The 17,823-nt window shown below is 29.8% G+C and carries 17 protein-coding genes; 10 read left to right on the top strand and 7 right to left on the bottom strand.

Annotated elements, in window-relative coordinates; translation table 11 throughout:
• Positions 1-2: 2 nt before the first annotated feature.
• The 5 genes from mnmD to L3J35_08475 are packed head-to-tail and all read right to left on the bottom strand — an operon-like array spanning position 3 to position 5,239.
• Positions 3-653 (bottom strand): tRNA (5-methylaminomethyl-2-thiouridine)(34)-methyltransferase MnmD, encoded by a 651-nt coding sequence (gene mnmD, locus L3J35_08495; GenBank protein MCF6366226.1) that lies wholly within the window; start codon positions 651-653, stop codon positions 3-5.
• 23 nt (positions 654-676) lie between these two features.
• A complete protein-coding gene (locus tag L3J35_08490) occupies positions 677-1,942 on the bottom strand; it encodes a GWxTD domain-containing protein (protein MCF6366225.1) in 1,266 nt (421 codons plus the stop codon).
• Positions 1,943-1,967: 25 nt separating this feature from the next.
• Positions 1,968-2,843, bottom strand: coding sequence for a YicC family protein (locus tag L3J35_08485; GenBank protein ID MCF6366224.1), 876 nt, complete (start codon positions 2,841-2,843; stop codon positions 1,968-1,970).
• 11 nt (positions 2,844-2,854) lie between these two features.
• A complete protein-coding gene (locus tag L3J35_08480) occupies positions 2,855-3,829 on the bottom strand; it encodes a DUF4340 domain-containing protein (GenBank protein MCF6366223.1) in 975 nt (324 codons plus the stop codon).
• A 30-nt stretch (positions 3,830-3,859) separates the two neighbouring features.
• Entirely contained in the window at positions 3,860-5,239 is a 1,380-nt protein-coding gene (locus L3J35_08475; protein ID MCF6366222.1) for a VWA domain-containing protein, read from the bottom strand.
• A gap of 79 nt (positions 5,240-5,318) precedes the next feature.
• Here L3J35_08475 and L3J35_08470 point away from each other — a divergent pair, with 79 nt between their 5' ends.
• From L3J35_08470 to L3J35_08450, 5 genes are all read left to right on the top strand, one after another.
• A complete protein-coding gene (locus L3J35_08470; GenBank protein ID MCF6366221.1) occupies positions 5,319-7,235 on the top strand; it encodes a cation:proton antiporter in 1,917 nt (638 codons plus the stop codon).
• 75 nt (positions 7,236-7,310) lie between these two features.
• A complete protein-coding gene (locus L3J35_08465; protein MCF6366220.1) occupies positions 7,311-8,303 on the top strand; it encodes a PspA/IM30 family protein in 993 nt (330 codons plus the stop codon).
• A gap of 11 nt (positions 8,304-8,314) precedes the next feature.
• Entirely contained in the window at positions 8,315-8,659 is a 345-nt protein-coding gene (locus L3J35_08460) for a hypothetical protein (protein MCF6366219.1), read from the top strand.
• Positions 8,660-8,661: 2 nt separating this feature from the next.
• A complete protein-coding gene (locus L3J35_08455; protein MCF6366218.1) occupies positions 8,662-9,204 on the top strand; it encodes a hypothetical protein in 543 nt (180 codons plus the stop codon).
• A gap of 118 nt (positions 9,205-9,322) precedes the next feature.
• Entirely contained in the window at positions 9,323-9,829 is a 507-nt protein-coding gene (locus tag L3J35_08450) for a hypothetical protein (protein MCF6366217.1), read from the top strand.
• 7 nt (positions 9,830-9,836) lie between these two features.
• On the opposite strand, the gene pgeF is transcribed toward L3J35_08450, so the two are convergent.
• Together pgeF and L3J35_08440 are read right to left on the bottom strand one after the other, a co-directional pair.
• Positions 9,837-10,643: a peptidoglycan editing factor PgeF gene (gene pgeF, locus L3J35_08445; protein MCF6366216.1), complete on the bottom strand. Its 807-nt coding sequence runs from the start codon at positions 10,641-10,643 to the stop codon at positions 9,837-9,839.
• A gap of 10 nt (positions 10,644-10,653) precedes the next feature.
• A complete protein-coding gene (locus L3J35_08440) occupies positions 10,654-12,039 on the bottom strand; it encodes a SpoIIE family protein phosphatase (GenBank protein MCF6366215.1) in 1,386 nt (461 codons plus the stop codon).
• Positions 12,040-12,227: 188 nt separating this feature from the next.
• On the opposite strand from L3J35_08440, the gene L3J35_08435 reads away from it, so the two are divergent.
• From L3J35_08435 to L3J35_08415, 5 genes are all read left to right on the top strand, one after another.
• Positions 12,228-12,962: a hypothetical protein gene (locus L3J35_08435; GenBank protein ID MCF6366214.1), complete on the top strand. Its 735-nt coding sequence runs from the start codon at positions 12,228-12,230 to the stop codon at positions 12,960-12,962.
• Between the two features lie 7 nt (positions 12,963-12,969).
• Positions 12,970-13,521, top strand: coding sequence for a sigma-70 family RNA polymerase sigma factor (locus tag L3J35_08430; protein ID MCF6366213.1), 552 nt, complete (start codon positions 12,970-12,972; stop codon positions 13,519-13,521).
• The gene (locus tag L3J35_08425; GenBank protein MCF6366212.1) at positions 13,514-14,854 is read left to right on the top strand and encodes a PorT family protein; all 1,341 of its coding nucleotides are present in this window, start codon (positions 13,514-13,516) and stop codon (positions 14,852-14,854) included. The genes L3J35_08430 and L3J35_08425 overlap by 8 nt, the downstream gene beginning before the upstream one ends.
• A gap of 127 nt (positions 14,855-14,981) precedes the next feature.
• Positions 14,982-16,532, top strand: coding sequence for a gliding motility-associated C-terminal domain-containing protein (locus L3J35_08420; protein ID MCF6366211.1), 1,551 nt, complete (start codon positions 14,982-14,984; stop codon positions 16,530-16,532).
• A gap of 30 nt (positions 16,533-16,562) precedes the next feature.
• The gene (locus L3J35_08415; protein MCF6366210.1) at positions 16,563-17,558 is read left to right on the top strand and encodes a PorP/SprF family type IX secretion system membrane protein; all 996 of its coding nucleotides are present in this window, start codon (positions 16,563-16,565) and stop codon (positions 17,556-17,558) included.
• The last annotated feature ends 265 nt before the right edge of the window (positions 17,559-17,823 follow it).

The following is a 17,823-nucleotide window of genomic DNA, read 5'->3' as shown; positions in this document are numbered from 1 at the left end:
TGTTATGTTTTAATTGCTTGTACCATGTGTCTTTTTCCTGCCGGACCGGGAAGTCGTTTTACTGTGTATCCTGCATTTCGTAATGCTTGTTTAACAGTTCCTTTTGATGAATAAGTTGTGAGAATACCGTTTTGCTTTGTAGCTTTGTAAAGTTTTGAGAAGATTTTTTTTGTCCAAAGCTTGGGCTGTTTTTGGGGCGAAAAAGCATCGAAATAAATTAAATCGTATTTATTTTTCGGTTTATATTCAAGTAAATCAATTTGTAGTTTTTTTAATTTGAAGTTATCTGAGATATTTATTTCTTTTTCCCAAACGGCTTTCAAAATTTGATTTGCAACGGTTGAACTAAAAATATCAGTTTCTTGCAAATTGTTTAATATTTCTTTTTTTAAGGGGTATTTTTCAATTGTTTCGTAATAAATTTCTTTTTTCAACTTTATATTTTCCGTAAGAGTTAAAACAGCATTTAAACCGGTTCCGAAACCTATTTCTAAAATATTAATTGTTTTTTTCTTAATTTGCTTTAAGCCTGCATTAATAAAAATGTGCATTGATTCTTGTAACGCACCGTTAACAGAATGATAATGTTCATTAAGTTCCGGAACGTATAGAGTAGGGGATTTGTCGGCGGTTATTATTAATTCAGTTTTCAAACTTTTAACTTTATAATTACAAGCTAATATCGGTAAACTTTTCCTGCACGCCAATATTTTACGGCTTTATTCCAATAGACTTGATATTTGCTTTCTCTGATTAAAGTGTAATCATTATTTGAAATTGAATTTATTTGTTTTACAAAAACGAAGTTTAATTTTGTATCTTCTTTTGTATCAATGTAAATCCATTTTTCGGCATCATCAAAATATTGTATGTCATCAGGCGGACCGAACAGCATATAAATCATGCCTCTGTCTGTTTTTCTGCCTTCTTTATACGATGTAAAATAATAATTTGAATATGTTGCTCTGTTGTACCAAATTTTTATAAGTTCTCTTGCTCGTTCTTTGCTTCCTGTTGTTTTAATCCAGAAGTTATCGATGCTCAATTTTTTATTGTCGGAATTTTGCATCTTTTCAAACTCTTCTTCTGTCAGTAAATATTGAAGAGCATCAAGCATTTTTATTGATTTTGAAATAATCGGATATTCAGTTTCAAATTGCACTTTTAACATTCCTTTTATTTTTGCCGTATCTGCTCGAATTATGTATATGCCGGTTTTTTTTCCGGTAAATTCTGCTTTCCAAGTTTTCACGGGAATATTCCAACTTGAGTCGGGATTAGAATTAAGAGCTGCCGGTTCGGTTATTACAAAAGGTTTTTCGGCATTTTTAAAACGGGTTTTGTAATATACAACAGACATTTGTTTAATATTTGTGTTTTTGCTTTTAATATGCAGTGTATCAGATGATTTGAAATATTCCGTAAAAATAGGTTTTTGATTTTTTGCTTTAAGGCTTAAATAATATTGTTCGTTTCCGTCGTCGGATTTATTAATTGTTATGTATGAAAGGCTTTTTTTATTTCCGTATAAATCAACAAGTTTTATTTCAATTATGTATTGTTCGGCATTAATGTTTTTTATTTTAAAAAAGCTTATTACACTTGTTTGATTTTTTACTTTTTTTATTTTTATTGAGGTTTGTGCACTGTCAAGTATGGTTTTGCTTCTTACGGAAGGTATTATTTTGTATTTTACTTTTACTGTTGCTTGATTAATTCTTTGTTCGTTTGTGCTGCTGAATCTTAATTCTTTTGTGAAAAGTTTTATATAAAGTTTTGAATAACTGTCGGTTTCATGAAATACTTTAAACTGCGGATGTAAAACATAACTTGCAGGATTATATTTTGATGCACCTGTTTTTGTTCCTTCTTTCGGCTTTTGAGTTATGCAAGAAGTTATTGTTACAATTGATATTAATATGATAATTAATTTTGATTTCACTTTCTGAAAAATTATGTGTTACAAATTATAATACATTTAAAAGTTGTTCTTTCATTTTTCCGAGATTATCTTTCATGTTTACAACTATTTTTTGAATTTCGGAATGATTTGCCTTTGAGCCTATTGTATTAATTTCTCTTCCCATTTCTTGTGTGATAAATCCCAACTTTGTGCCTATGGGTTCATTAAGTTTAATTGTTTCGTAAAAATATTTGCAATGATTTTTAAGCCTTGTTTTTTCTTCGTTTAAATCAAATTTATCAAGATAATAAATAATTTCTTGTTCAAACCGGTCTTTATTTTGGTCATCTCCGTTAAGGAAATCATTCAGTTTTGCTTTTATTCTTTTTGAGGTTGTTTCAATTCGCTCGTCTTCATATTTTTCAACTTCGGGAATAAGTTGCTCAATATTTTTAACTTTTTCAAGTATATCTTTTTCTAAAGCTTTACCTTCTTGTTTCCTGAATTTGTCTAAATCTGAAATAGTTTTTTTTATAGTTTCCTTTATTTCATTCCAGATATTTTTATCAATATCTTGTTCTGTATTTTTCAGAACATCCGGTAAACTTAAAATTGCTTGAAATATATTTTCTTTTTCGGGGTTCAGGTTATTTGATTTTGCAATATCGGAAAGTTCTTGATAATATTTATTTATTACAGTTTTATTAAGTTGTGTACTGTTTTGATTTTCGTTTTCAACAGTTAAATTAAAACTTATTTTGCCTCCTTCAAGAGAATTGTATAACAGATTTTTTATTTCAGCTTCTTTTTCATTATAAGCTTCAGGTATTTTAATGTAAGGATTAAAATTTTTGCTGTTTAATGTTTTTATTTCAACGGTAATTTTTGCGGTTTCAAATATTTCAGTAATCTTGCCGTAGCCGGTCATTGATTTTGTCATATTGTATTTACTTATTTTATGAAATAGTTTATATCTTTTAAAATCAGATCAATATCATAATATTTTACTATAACTATGTCTTCATTATTAATTATTGCGTAGAGTTTATTAAAGTCGTATTCGTCAATTTCCGAGTTTAGTTTAATTTTATACAGTTCAACTGTTTTTGTTCCGTTGTATATATCTTTAACCGTAATCGTAAAGTTTGCGTTTATATTTTTTAAGGAGTCACTTTCTTGTTTGCTTAAGACATTAAAATCTGAGAATTTAACGTTCATAAAATAACTTAAGTAACTTCCGATTTTATTATTTTTTATATTATCGAGGTATTTTTGTTCTGAATATGAATACAATTTACTTGTTTGGTTGTTAATTTCAATTTTATATGAAGTTTTAGATTTGTCGGAATATTTTATTTCAATTTCTGTTATTTCGTGCGGTTTATATGAGAATATTTCAGGATTTATCCAGTATAGAGGATGCAAATTGTATCTTCTGTTTAAATCTTTTTCTAAGCCGGGAATTGAAACGATGTAGGGAAGTTCTTTAAAGTCGGAAATTATATATGTGCCTTCGGCTGCTTTTTCAAAATCGGCAATATGCCATTCTTTAATTATTTCGTTGTTATTATCATAAACTGTAATTGTTTTTCCGGATTTTATTAATACATTTTTTACGGAGTCAATTTTTTCTTTCGGAACGGGTTTGTTAATTTTCACCTCTGTAAAAGCTTGAAATAATTTTTTTATAACTTTCTTTTCAGCTTCGTATTTATCATTAATAAACCAATCGTCAGTATTTTCTTTTCTCTTTATTGTAATGCTTTTTTGCTTATTCTTAATTTTTATTGAATATACGTTTGAAACATTGTCAATAATAAATCTTTTAGATATATTATCTTTTGGTTTGTTTAAAACTGTAAACCAAATTATCGGTATCAGTAAAAACAGAAATAAGGGGAATAATTTTTTTCTTTTTTTGTTCATTAAATTTAAAACAATGTTAAAAATTATAAATTAATTTAAACTTACATTAATTGAATGACCTGATTTAATAATAAAGTGTTTTTCTTTTGAAAGAGTTGTCATTTTTACTCCTTCCGGTCTGAAAACCGCAATATAATGTCCCGGTTGTAAATAAATATTTTTTCTGTTGATATGATTAAGATTCATTATTAAATTAACATCTCCTTTTGAAACTTTATATATTCCTCCGTATCCTTTCGACGGGAAATAAAGATTTACAAGCCCGGGTTGTTTTAGTTTTATTGTTTTAGTTTTGCTTTGTACAATTTCTATACCTTTTAAATATGTTCGCGGATGAGTCAGAATTTCGAGATCATATTTTCCGGTAAGGTATTTTTCGGGTTCAAAAGCATTCTGAATATTAATAGTTTGCATACTTCCTGATTTTCTTACTATACATTTAATTCCTTTTAATTCAAGACCGTGTTCTTGGATTATATTTAATTTTCCTTGTGGTGTTTTTGCAATAATTTTGTTGTGTTTTCCTTCTTTTAAAACAATGTTCTCTTTAATAACAGGCGGAATAGTATGGACTTTTAAATTGTAAGTTATGCTTGCGGGTAAACTTAATGTATCGGGGTTTCCTTTGTAATTTAATGTATGTATAAAATTATTGAAAATTTTCCCTGTTTTTTTATTGAATAAAGTAACATTCACATTAGTTTCTTTCGGTTTACCGGCAGCATTCAGCAAATCAATTTCGGCAGTTGTTCCGTTTAATGATTTATGAACAACATCTTTCATTATAATTTTAAATTGCCCTTCATCTGTTGCGTTATAAAATTCGCCTATACATTCAAAAGCATCTTTAAACTTTACATCAAGCCCTATTCCGATAATAAAAGGTTTTATTGTAATGCCTTTGTTTTGAAGTGTTAATGCAATTTTGCAAGGATCACCGCTGCAAGCTTCAATACCGTCTGTAATTAAAATAATGATATTTCTGCAATTATTGCATGGCGGAAAGTCATCTCCGCATTCTTCAAGTGAACGAGCAATGGGTGTTGTTCCTTTTGGCTTTGTAGTTCTTAGTTTGTGTTTAATTTTTTCGGCATTATTAGACATAAAAGGAACTTCGAGCCGTGTATCGCTGCAATCTTGCGGAGGAACCGGGCTTTGATGTCCGTACATTCTTAATGCTAACTCAACATTTTCAATAGTTTTAAGGCTGTCTACCATCTTTATTAACAAATCTCTGGCAACATCTATTTTTTTCGCACTTTCCCAGTTTGCCGTCATGCTGTTTGATTCATCAAAAATGAATAATATTCTCGTTTTTACGGGAGCACGTTTTACTTGTGCATTAATATCGGTATTGATAATGTTAAATAAAAATGAGATTATAAATACTTTAACTAAAATTGTTTTCATAGTTTTATTAATCTTTTTTATATATGCCAAAAGTTATATATTTAGGCAATTTATTTATGGTATGTAAAAGTAACAAAAAATGACCGAAATTATTATATTTACAATATCTTTTATCTTTATTGCACTTGCATCAAAGCAAATATCCGGTTTTTTTGTTAAAATTAAACTACCCCAAATTACAGGCTTCTTGATTGCAGGAATAATTGCAGGACCTTTTATTTTAGATTTAATTAAAAAAGATGCTGTAGTAAATTTAGGATTTATAAATGATATTTCTCTCGCATTTATTGCTTTTGCTGCCGGTGCCGAATTATATCTTAAAGAATTAAGAAGTCGATATAAAAGTATATCATGGATGACATTCGGTCAATTAGTTGTTACATTTTTATTAAGTACGGTCATTATCCTTTTTATTGCCGACTATATTCCGTTTATGAAAGAGATGAGTTTCAATGTGAGGTTTTCGGTTTCAATGTTAATTTCAACAATTTTTGTAGCCAGATCACCGGCATCAGCTATTGCGGTAATAAGTGAGATGCGAGCAAAAGGACCTTTCACACAAACTGTTATGGGTGTTACTGTTGTGAAAGATGTTTTAGTTATTATATTGTTTGCATTAACATTTTCTATTTCAAAAACATTAATTGCAGGTGAAAAATTTAGTATTTTCTTAATATTTTTATTGTTGTTTGAAATATTAATTTCTGTCGGATTAGGAATTATTTTCAGTAAAATTATAGCTTTTGCATTATCTCTGAAAATAAGTATTAAGTATAAAGCTGTAATTGTTTTGATTATAGGCTACGGTATTTTTTTATTCTCAAAATTGACGAAGCATTATTCTGACATTCTTTTTAACTTTGAGTTCTATCTTGAACCTCTTCTGATTAGTATAATTGCAGGCTTTGCAGTTATTAATTATACAAAATATAAAGAAGAGTTTCATAAGGTTCTGAGAGATTCGGAAGTCGCGGTTTATGTAGTGTTTTTTACTTTAACAGGAGCTTCTGTTTCAATTGATGTATTAATTGACTCTTGGCTTATTGCTCTTATATTCTTTTTTATACGTTTATTTACAATGATTATAGGTTCTTATATCGGAGGTAAAGCCGGCGGAGATCCTTTTAAATACTGGAAGTTCGGTTGGATGCCTTATGTTACGCAAGCCGGCGTAGGTTTAGGGTTGGTAACTGTTATAGCTGCTGAATTTACAAATTGGGGAACTGAAGTAGCAACAGTATTAATTTCTGTTATTATTATGAATCAATTTATAGGTCCGCCCTTATTCAAGTGGGTTTTGCATTGGGTTGGAGAAAGTCATACTAAATCAGAAGCACATGAATTTGACGGTAACAGAGATGCAATTATATTTGGTTTGGAAGACCAAGCAACTGCATTAGCAAGGCAATTAATTAATCATAACTGGGAAGTGAAAATTGCTACAAGAAGAAAAGATATAAGTCAATATGCTGACAGCAAGTTAGATATAATACAAATTAAAGATTTTTCATTAGAAACAATGAAGAGTTTACAGGCTGAAAAAGCCGAAGCAATAGTAACAATGAAAACGGATAAGGAGAATCTAAAAATATGTGAAATTGCATATGAACATCTCGGAACAAAAGATGTTGTAGTGAGACTGAATGACAGAAATAATTTTGACAAATTTCATGAACTCGGAGTTCTTATTGTTGAACCTTCAACAGCAATTGTAAGTTTGCTTGACCACCTTGTTCGCTCACCGGTTGCTGCATCGTTACTTCTCGGAACTGAAGAAAATCAAGATACGATTGACATAGAAATTACGAATAAAGACATACACGGGTTAACATTAAGAGAACTACAACTTCCGTGTGATATTTTGATATTATCTATTAAAAGAAAAGACAATGTAGTTTTATCTCACGGATACACACGTTTACGGCTTGGAGATATTATTACTGTTGTAGGTTCAAACGAAAGTTTGGATAAAGTTGCTCTAAGATTTGAGAAATAAACACATTTTAATTATTTCAAATTTAAATTTTCCTTTTTTTAATTATATTTGTAGAGTTATACAAAAAAAAATAAAATGACAGAACAAATAGGACCAATAAAAGGTAAATCATTTTGGAAAAGACCCGAAGGAAAGCTCGGAGCTTTATTTTTAATAGCAGGTATTGCAGTTATTGCTGTTTATCATGTTCCCATTTTTGCGTTTATCCAAAGTTTATTAGCCGGTACAATCAGTACAATTGCATTAGTAGCAGTTGTTGCGGCACTTTTATATATAATTCTTGATAAAAAAGTCAGAAATCTTGCTTGGTATATGTATAAAGGGGTTATGCGTTGGATAACAAAACTGTTTGTTCAGATTGACCCGATAAAGATTTTGGAAAATTATGTGGAATATCTAAAAAAGAATATGAAAAAGATGAATACACATATTTCTAAATTAAAAGGTCAAATTTCTCAGCTTAAAACTACGATGGTTAAGAATAAAAGAGAAATGGATCACAGCTTAAAACTTGCAGAACAAGCAAAAAAACAAGGGAAAAATGAGCTGCTTACAATTAATACAAGGCAATACGGAAGACTTAAAGAATCAAATGCAAGATACAGTCAATTATTAGGAAAAATGCAAATTCTTTATAAGGTTTTGAATAAAATATATATAAATTCCGGCTATTTAATACAAGATACAGATAATGACGTAAGAATGAGAAAACAAGAATTAAAAGCTATTAAAACAAGTCATTCTGCAATGAAAAGAGCAATGAATATTATTCAAGGTGACCCTGATAAAAAAATGATTTTTGATATGGCTACCGAAACAGTTGTAGAAGAAATTCACACTAAAATTGGTGAAATGGAGCGTTTTATTGAATTGTCGGGAAGTTTTATTGACAGTATTGATTTGCAAAACGGTGTTTATGAACAAGAAGGACTTGAAATTTTAGAGAAACTCGAAAAAGAAGGAAATTCATTTTTATTTAACGAACCGAAAGAAAAAGATTTAGTAAAATTAGAAATTGAAGAAAAAGAAATTGAGAATCTTTCGGATTACTCTACTTTATTTGAATAAAATCAATATAAATGAAAAGACGAACTAAACTTACTCCTTTTGCCAAAATTGTTATTTTAGGTCTTATTTTTTTAGGAGCAAGATATATTTATTTACATAAAAATGAAATTGCCGGAATGAACTTTTTCCAACAGAAAGATACGGTACCCTCAGATGTTATACCTGATTCGGTTATGCAAGAAGATGTGAGTGAAACTTACATAATAAAAGATACAATTGATTTATATATCACTAAAAATGACAGTTCGTTAAGAATTCAAACATCTGATACGATTGTAGAAATAAATAAAAAAGATACTTTAATATATACCCTTTCCGAAAAAGACAATATAATCGGCAGAATTATCTTAAACTAATTATGGAGCAAAATATAAAAAACGAAAAAGCAATAAATCCTAAAATCTTAGAAACTTTACATAATGCAATGGATAAGGCAAATCTTCCGGGTGAAGATTATTATGAATTAACCAAAGCAGTTGAAGCAATGAAAGATATTTCTCTTAGTGAAGACGATAAGTTAAAAACAGCACTGGCAGCTCTTTCAACAAAAGGATTAACAAAGGGAAAAGTAATAGACAGTGCAAGATATTACCTTGAGGTTCTTGAAAATGAAAAACGAAAGTTCTACACAGCATTTGAAAATAAAATAAAAGGAAGCATTAATGCCGATAAAAAAAGGATTACGAAGTTAAACGAAGCAATAAAAGAAAAAAGCAACAGTATTATTGAGTTGAAAAATATTATTGAAGAAAGCAAAATTAAAATTAAAGAACTTGAAGAAGAAATATTAAAATCAGATGAAAAAGTTGCCGGAATTGAAGAAAGTTTTCTTTATACATACGAACATGTAGTAAATAAGATTAAAAACGATATTGACAGAGTTAATTCTCTAAATAAATAATAATTTAATATTATTTTCTTTAACACAATTTAAAAGGAACAATTTCTTTATTGAGTTATTTCTTTTTTACCTATCTTTGTATAGATATCTAATTTAATTAATTAAAAAAGTATAATAAATGAAAAAAATCGGAATTTACACATTAGGATTTATGTTTGTATTGTTATTCTCTCAATGCGGGCCAACAACAGAAGATGCAATAAACTATAATGATGAAATTATTGCAGAACAATTAGACGTAATAGATAAAATTAATGATTTGGATGATGCTGTAACGACTTATGATTCGCAACAAATCAAAACAGCATTAGATGCCGCAAAAACTCAAGTTGAAAAATCAATAAAAAAGCTTAACGAGATTGGAAGTTTTGACGGTGATTCTAAATTTGTTGATGAGTGTACGGCATTATTTAAAATATTTGAATCTCAAATTAACGATGAATATAAAGAACAATATGAAATATATGCCGAAAGAGATGCCGGAAATTATACAGATGAAGATCAAGCACGTTCAGAAGAACTTTTTAAATTAATTGATGATAAATATTTCCCTGCACATGATAAATTTACACAAGCTCAAGATGAATTTGCAGCAAAATGGGGATTTAATTTGGAAGCGGAATAAAACACATTTAAAAAAGCATTATACCGGCACCAAACCTGCCGGTATCTTTTTTTCTTGCCGAAAAGAAAATATCCGGATTATCAAAAGTACATAATTCTGATATTTCAATATTTTCAGATTTTATTCCGACTTCAATAAGTTGTTGTTTATTTGCATACCACAAATCAAAATGATACTTACCCGTATTTTTATTAAATTGAAAATAGTTTTCAATTGTTCCGAATGCTTTTTCTCCTTCATTTAAAACATTTTCGCCGATTTCGTAGTTTTTAACGCTTATTGAAGGGCCGATACCGATAATTATATCGTTTACAGAGGAATTATATTCTTCTTGCATTTTTAAAACAGTTTTTCTTGCAATTTTTTTAACTGTTCCCTGCCAACCGGCATGAGCAGCTCCTATAACTTTATTTTTTCTGTCATAAAATAATATCGGAACGCAATCAGCAGCAAAAAGGAATAAGCAAATTCCCGGAATATTAGTAAGCATTGCATCATTATTTTGAATTGCATCCGAGTGATTATAAGCTCCTTTACCTCTATGCTTTTCTTCGATAATTTTTATATTATTTCCGTGAACCTGATTTTGCATAACAAAATTTTCAAGGGAGATATTAACAGATTTTGATAATGATTTTCTGCCGGAAATAATCCTTTCATAATTATGCCTTGATTCTAAACTTATATTAAAATCATTAAATATTTGACCGGCTTCCTTTCTTATGTTTGTTGAAATAAAATGATTGAGATTTTCAAATTCTGAAAAATTATTAAACTTGAAGAAATCTGTTTCGAAAGATTTTATTAATTTCATTAACTGTGTTTTAAAAAACTTTTAAACCTATGATAAGAACGTCATCTGTTTTTTTGTGCTTTCCCCTCCAAGTTCTGAAAGCTTTTTTTATTCTTTCTTTTTGAACGGAAAGAGGTTGATCTGCGTTTTTTATAAGTAACTCTTGAAGTCTGTTAAATGTAAATTTTTTATTTCGCTTTCCTCCGAATTGGTCAATAATGCCGTCAGTAAACAAATATATAGTATCGCCTTCCTGTAAATCAATATATTGATTTTTGAACGGCGGCATGGAAATAAATATTCCTACCGGCATATTATCAGGATTATATATTTGCATTTCATTATTATTACGAATTACGGTTAAAGGTAAATTTGCACCGGCGTAATTAAGCTGTTTAGTTTTTGTATTAATAACACAAAGTGTAATGTCAAAACCGTCGTTTGTTACGGATTTAGTGTTTTTTTGGTCTAAAGAAATAATGATTTTATTTCTGAATGCATTTAAAACTTCTGCCGCATTTTTGGTGTCTTCTCTGTTTATAACCTCCTCAAGCATCGTAATTCCCAACATCGACATAAAACCTCCGGGAACTCCGTGACCTGTACTGTCGGCAACAGCAATAACAAGCAGGTCTTCTTTTTTTATAAAATAATAAAAATCTCCGCTGATTTTTTCTTTAGGTAAGTATATAATAAACTGATCTTTACTGTATTTCTTAATAATTTCAATTGAAGGCAACACGGCTTTTTGTATTTTATGTGCATAACTTATTCCTTCGTTAATATGCTCATTCTGAAATTCAAGGATTTGCCCTTGTTTTTCAAGTTCCGAGTTTTTTTCATTAAGTTCTAAAATGGATTTTTTATATTGATTTGTATAAACATAAAATAATGCCGAAACACCTATTAATACACTTACAAAACTGATAATAAGGTCAAGAAGGCGGTCTTCGGGGCTCGGATATTTGAATATTTCTTCCGGAAACTTATATTCATATAATAATAACAGTGTTGACAAAATAATTACGAAAGATATAACCGAAATAATTACAGCTTTTCTGTTTATTACTGCAATTGCAAATGTTAAATATACGAAAATATAATATTGAAAACCTCCGGAAGAGCCGCCGTTTCCTATCCACATTACGGGTGTATAAATAGCAAGACTGACAAATAATGAAATATAAACCGCTAATTCAAACAAACCTTTTGCTCTGGACAGCCAATATGAGATAATCAGCATTAAAGATGTACCTATGGTTGCTGTAACGGTTATTAAAGGTAATCCTAGAATGTAATTAAAAATTGATGATTGTATCCCTAAAAATATTCCGATTAATATTACTGCGTTAGCAACTCTGTGTTTGAGTTCGTAATTATTCGGATTACCTAATATTTTATTGAAAAGATTATTCAAGAGGAGTTTAAAATTTTACATGAATCTTTTTTATACAACCAAAGATACAAAATTATAAGAATTTTCCAACCTTTTTATGTTAATATGACTCTACTTAATAAAAAATAGAGTATTTTTAATATTTCTAATATTGTAAAAATTGATTAGCTTTATCTTTTTTAATTTATGTAAATAATAATTATAGACTAATGAAACGAAAAACTATATTGTTTTCTGCCGGTTTGTTTTTATTGCTTTTTTTCTCATGTGATAGGAATAATATTTTAAAAGTACCGGTTGATTTAAATTTTCAGTTTGTTCTTAATGACAGTAAAAACATAAATAACAGTTTATTAATTAAACGAGGAGAGCTGATTATTGATAACTTTACTTTTGACGGGGAGAGAGAAGAGGGCAGTGATGTTTTTTTCTCTAAAACTTTTCCCGAAGGTTTAAAGATGATATCAAACAGTTCAAGTAATATTCCCGAATTAAGCTTTCAAATTCCTCAGGGTATTTATTCAAAAATATCAGTTTCATTTGAGACATTAAAAATTATAAATGCCGATGATATGAAAAATACAAAAGACAGTTATCCGGCTCCTTGTATTTTAATTGAAGGTGAATATACAAATGCAGGGAATGAAGTTTTTTTGTTAAGATTTGAGTTCTTATTAAAAGAATATTTTAATATAATTGCAACCGGACAAAACGAAAATTCTTCAATTGTTTTTAACTCTGAATTTCCTGCAAATGCTAAAATAATTATTAATCCCGACTATTGGTTTCAAACTATAACCGATACAATGTTAGAAGAAGCTGATGTGTCAGGTTATAAAGGGCCTATGCCTACAATTCTTATTAGTTATGATAATAATGAAGATATTTATTCTATTGTAGTGAACAGAATTAAAGATTCAGTTAAAATAGTAATATACAGTTAAGTCCGATTTGAAAAAAATAGATCCAAATACAATCTCGGAAAAGGTACTCATAAAAAAGTGCATTGCAAACAAACGAGAGTATCAAGAAATATTATACAGAAGGTATGCTGATAAAATGTTCAATGTATGTTTAATATATGTCGGTAATGAAAGCGATGCCGGTGATATTTTACAGGAAGGTTTTATTACTGTATTCAGGAACTTGAATAAATTTAGGTTTGAAGGCTCTTTCGAAGGGTGGGTAAGAAGAATCATAATTAACACGGCATTAAAATTCTTAAATAAGAAAAATAAAGAAATTGAAAAAGTTAAAAAGTATCAAAAAATCAAAGAATTTGCAATTGATATTATTATTGATACAATTAATGCAAAACAAATTATAGAATTAATAAATGATTTGCCGTTACGAGCAGCTACCGTCTTAAAATTATATGCAATTGAAGGGTATAAACATAGAGAAATAGCAAGTTTACTTAATATTACCGAAGGAACTTCTAAATCTCAACTAAACAGAGCAAGGTTTTTATTAAAAGAATCTATGAATAAGTTAAATGTATAACAAAATAGATGATATTATCAAAAAAAGCTATAACAGTTTGAATAAAACTGCACCGGAAGAACTATGGCAAAATATTTCTGATGATATTTCTTTAGACCTTAAAATTAAAGACAGTTACCAAAAACAACATTCAACAGCACCTGATTCTGTTTGGAATAATATAAAGAAAGAACTTACGATTGATAATGTTTGGTACAGAATAAAAAGAAAACTAAATTTTATTACATTCTTATATAGGTTGCGAAATGCAGGTTTTGTAATCACGGCTTCCGTTTTTTTATTAGGGTTATATAATATTATTCTTAAAAATGAAGATATTACGGGAAAAAATTACGGGAATAAGTATTTTGTTGAAAGCAACAGTGCTAATAGTGAGTTTTTAACAACAGAACCCTTAAATAATCCAAATTTCAACAGCATTATTACCGAAGAAAGTTATACCCGAAGAATTAATAAAACAACAAATAATAAAAAAAATACCGCTGATGTAAGAAACAGATACATTAAGCAGAATTTTGAAACCAAAAAAGAAAATATTAATGAATTCGGCGGTGTTGCCGAAAATATTGTAATCCCGGCTAAATATCAATTAATACCGGATGTAGTTTCTTCTGATACATTAATGCCTGTTACGGATACTTTAAGGCAACTTGAAAAACTCAATAAAATAAATTTATTAAATGTTAATACTGTTACATTTAACGGTAATAACATTAAAAAACGAAGAGGATTATTTTTTATAGGCACAGTTGTTAATTATAACTATACATGGATAAGTAATAATGAAACTAAAAAGGCATTTATTCCCAACAGCTTAATAGCTGATGACCCTGATTACAGTTATAACACAGGACTTTTATTAGGGTATTACTTAAATAATAGAAGCTCTTTAAAAAGCGAGTATTTTTTTAATTCAAAAATAAAACAAAATTACGGAATTTATACAGAGGGGCAATTCCTTCATAAGGAAATTGAACTTAATTATTCCAAAGTCAGTTTATCGTATAACAGAAGTCTGCTGAACTATAAATTAATATCAAATTCAAGCTTAAATGCCGATTTCGGAGTTTATTTCGCAAAACTCATTAATAATTCAGTTAAATATAATGATATTCAGATTCAATCAGCTGAAAACTACACGCAGATTGATTACGGATTAAAATTTTCTGTCGGTCAAACAGAAAACTTCAAACATTTTAAATTTGGTTACGGAATTGACATTAATTACGGGTTAAATAATATCTTTAAAGGAACGGCAGAGGTTCCTGCTCATTTTGACGTAACAAAAACATTTAGTACCGGAATATATTTTAATGCTGTTTATGTTTTTTAAACATATTTTTCCAACCTTTTTTATTTAAACGGTATCTTGTTTTTAGATTGCAGTAAAATATACTTAATATTCTAATCTGCAATTTAGATTTAAATAATTTAGTTATTAACTTTTAAAGTAAAATTTTATGAAAAAGAAAAGCTTTTATCTGGTAATAGGAATATTACTGGGAATAAATTTTCAAAATTTTGCACAATGTAACGCAGATTTTAAAGAAAGTCAAGATCCCACATGTGTAAATTCACCTGTTTATTTTATTAATATATCAGAATATCCGTCAGGAACTACTTTTTCCTGGGATTTCGGAGCCGGAGCAACTCCTGCGACTTCAACGGCATTAAATCCGCCTCCGGTTGTTTATTCAACCCCGGGACAAAAAAATGTTGAATTAATAATTAGTAACGGAGGATCATGTTGGGACAACAAACAAAGACAACTTGATGTTGCACCTGAACCTTCCGTAACATTTACATCTACGGCACCCGTATGTCCCGAAGTCGGTGTAGATTTTGCCTATACAGGAGATCTTGTTTTGGAATATATGTGGACCTTCGGTGAGGGAGCAACACCTTCAAGTTCTGTTTTGCAAAATCCTACGGGAATTATTTACAGTTCTCCCGGCACAAAAAATGTTACTTTAACTGTATCAAACGGTTTTTGCTCAATTACCACAACTCAAACAATAGATATTTACTCTCTGCCTATTGCTTTTGCCGGTGAGGATACTACTATTTGTGCCGACAGAAGTGTGCAATTGGGAACTGACCCCACAGCAAATTATTCATACAGTTGGTTTCCGCCGAGTGTATTAGATTTGCCTTATTCATCGAATCCGGTTGCAAGTCCTGTTGCATCATTAACAAACTTTATCTTATCAGTAACAGATGCAACAACAGGATGTCAAGCAACAGATACTATTTTGGTAACAATGTTAACACCCTTAATTTCTGATGCAGGGAATGATGTTGAAATATGTTTCGGAGAAGAAGTTCAAATAGGTGCAGCTTTGGTAGAAGGACAACTTTACAGTTGGTCTCCTGTTGCAGGTTTAGACGATGAGTTGATTCCTAATCCTATTTCTTCTGCAGATACAACAACTTTATATACACTTACCGTAACTGACGGAATTTGCGACCCTGTTTTTGACGATGTTTTAGTAACTGTACATCCTTTACCTGATGCAAATGCCGGAGTAAATGATACAATAACAACCGGTTCTGAAATTCAGCTGATTGCAACCGGCGGGGTTCAGTATATCTGGACACCTTCTTTCAGTTTGTCTAATTCGGCAGTTTTTAATCCGATAGCAAGTCCTGACGAAACTACTGTATATACTGTTTCCGTAACAGATATTTACGGTTGTGTAAAAACTGATGATATTGAAATTACCGTTATTGAGCCGTCTTACTGGTTTCCTAACGCATTTACACCTGACGGTAACGGAATAAATGATGTTTTTTACATCAGAGGTGAAGGAATAACAGATTTTGAATTATATATTTTTAACCGAGCCGGGCAGTTGGTTTATTATTCTGAGAATTTTTATGAAGGATGGAACGGAAAAAAACAAGGCTCTAACGAAGAAATGCCGGAAGGTGCATATATGTTTAAGATTAAAGGGGTAGATACAAACGATACACCGATTGATGACAGCGGAGTAATTAATTTAATCAGATAAAACAATATTAAACAAACTAAATATTATATCATGAAATATATTAACATAATATTTGTACTTGCATTATTCTTTAATTTAAATGCAAATGCACAAGATTTTAAATATACATTGATTTATGAAAATCCGCTTCAGTTAAATCCCGCTTTGATGGGAATGAACAATGATTTGAAAGTTTCTTTGTCTCACAGAAACCAATGGGGACCCGTGGGAGATGCTTATTATACAACTTCTTCTTTTACGGCAATGGCTCCTATATTTATACAAGATTCAAAAGGTAAAATTGATATAGGAACAAATGTTATTATGGATAACTCAGGTGCTTATGAAACTTTCTCTTTTTCTTTGGCGGCAGGTTACGGTCTTAAAATTTCAAAATATAGTAATCTATCCCTTATTATTAACGGCGGGTATGTTATGAAATCTTTAGACGTAAGTTCTCTTACTTTTGACCAACAATATGTTTTAGGCTCATTTGATGCCGGTAACTCAAACGGAGAACTAATTTTGAATGAGAAATTGAGTTATCCGGAAGTCGGTTTCGGAATATTATGGTACACTGATAACTATATTCAGGCAGATAATAACTTAAATGCATTTATAGGTGTTTCGGGTTATCATTTAAATAATCCGAATGAATCTTATACCGGATATACAGGTATTTTACCTCCGAAATATGTTTTTCACGGAGGAGTAGAAGTTCTTTTAAACAATGAAATAGGGTTTACTCCTAATTTAATATTAGCAACGCAAAGCGGAAAGGAATATGCTTCTGCAGGGTTATATGTTGATTATCATTTCGATTACAGTAAACTTACTTTCGGTACTTGGTACAGACTTAACGACGGTTTAGCATTTTTATTCAAATATCAACATGAAAATTTTGTAATAGGCTACGGATATGATTTTTCTACTACTGTTCTCGGTGGTTTAATTGACGGAATAAAAACCCATGAAATATCTCTTTCATTTCGCCTTAATATGAAGGATGGTGCAGATAATAATGATGACGATGAAGAAGATTACTAAAAATTAGACTTTCTTTATATTTATATATATTTAATTATGCATGGAAGGCTGTCTGAGAAGGCAGCCTTTTTTATTACAGAAAAGTTAGAAAGGAACTTCCGTAAGACGGCACGAGGTTTACTTACTGTGCGTTAGGGACAGTGTCTTTTAATGTTCTTTTCGGATATTTGCTTGCCGGGTTTAACTGATCAATCGTTCTTCTTCCTACAACACTTTTTTTTAAATATAAAAATCTGTTTGATTGCTTACTGATTTATTTTCTATA

The sequence above is a fragment of the Bacteroidales bacterium genome (assembly GCA_021648725.1).
Lineage (GTDB): Bacteria > Bacteroidota > Bacteroidia > Bacteroidales > JAADGE01 > JAADGE01.
This window is presented reverse-complemented; position numbering and strand designations above follow the sequence as displayed.